Genomic DNA, 1,357 nt, shown 5'->3' on the forward strand with positions numbered 1-1,357 from the left:
AGGCAATATCTTTTTCCATCGTCCTGGGGAATCTTCCATTCCCCAGACCCCTTGGAACCTATATTTAATTGATGTGCTTGAGGCACCCCAATTAAATATAGGGCTTGATTTACTTCTTCGATTTAGTCCATCAGGCAGCTTTTTTCTTGTTTAATATCGTTTCTTCAAAGGCCAGAGGGCTCAAATATCCTAGTGAAGAGTGCCTTCTTTTTCTATTATACCATACCTCAATAAATTCAAAAACTGCCAGTTTTGCCTCTTGTTTACTTTTAAATTCGCGATGATAAACCATTTCTGTTTTCAGCGTTTTAAAAAAGCTTTCAGCGGGTGAATTGTCCCAACAGTCCCCTTTTCGGCTCATACTCTGAGTTATAGGTAAGCCAGCCAACTGCTTACGAAACTCGCTGCACGCGTATTGAACCCCTCTGTCCGAATGAAATAACAAAGGTTTTTTAATCGGATAGCACTTTAAAGCCATTTTGAAAGCCGCTACGCTGGTATCTTCGGCTTTCATTGTCTCACTCAGCGCCCAACCAACCACCTTACGGTTTGCGAGGTCAAGTATTGCTGTAAGATAAACCCAGCCCTCTCCGGTCTTGATATACGTCAGATCCGATACCCATTTTTCTCCAAGACCATTTGCTGAAAAATCTCTATTTAAATGATTTTCAGACACCTGATAAATATGGTTACTATCAGTAGTTTGAATCCGGTATTTCTTCCGGACAATACTTCTCAGACCAATTTTTCTCATTACTCTGGCTATCCGTGGGCGCGATACCCGGAAACCTTTTGCTTGCAATTCCACTGTAACGCGCGGGCTACCGTAGCATCCTTTGCTTTCTTCATAAACTTCGCGAATATGAATGGATAATTCTTTGTGTTCCTGCTGCCGTTTACCTACTGGCTGCTTTAACCAATGGTAATAGCTGCTCCCGCTCTCATTGAGCACCTTACACATCTTTGCCACCGGATAAATTCCTTGATTAGCTTTTATAAATCGGAACCGTTCCGTTCGCCCCTGGAAAAGATGCGTACTGCCTTTTTTAATATCTCGTGTTCAAGTTTTACCTCTCGAAGCTCTCTTTCCAATTGCCGGATCCGTTTTTGCTCGTCCGTCAAACCTTCAACTTTTTCTCGAAAATCAGGCTTATTAAAACTTGCGCGCCATTTACTGATACGTCCCGCATCAAGCCCGAGCTCAGCCGCTGCTGCACTCACCGAGCCCTTAGCCTCTGACAGTTCCAATGCCATCCTTTTAAAAGATTCGTCAAACACCCGTCGTTTTCTCATAGTCAAATTTAGTTGAAATATTAAATCTGCCTATTTCTGCCTCCAAACAAATGTAGCAACGTCA

At 42.7% G+C, this 1,357-nt stretch carries 2 protein-coding genes; both read right to left on the reverse strand.

Translation table 11 applies throughout. From position 1 onward, the window contains the following. Positions 1-130: 130 nt before the first annotated feature. Complete coding sequence (locus RB622_RS30100) at positions 131-1,051, reverse strand: IS3 family transposase (RefSeq protein WP_308050551.1); 921 nt, start codon at positions 1,049-1,051, stop codon at positions 131-133. Next, positions 994-1,293, reverse strand: a complete 300-nt coding sequence (locus RB622_RS30105; RefSeq protein WP_308050550.1) for a transposase — start codon at positions 1,291-1,293, stop codon at positions 994-996. The genes RB622_RS30100 and RB622_RS30105 overlap by 58 nt, the downstream gene beginning before the upstream one ends. Between the last annotated feature and the right edge of the window lie 64 nt (positions 1,294-1,357).

This window comes from Dyadobacter sp. LHD-138 (assembly GCF_030929615.1).
Lineage (GTDB): Bacteria > Bacteroidota > Bacteroidia > Cytophagales > Spirosomataceae > Dyadobacter.

What these genes read in the sequence shown, in the direction of transcription:
- RB622_RS30105 (WP_308050550.1), bottom strand. Translation starts at nt 1,293, where the DNA reads ATGAGAAAACGACGGGTGTTTGACGAATCTTTTAAAAGGATGGCATTG.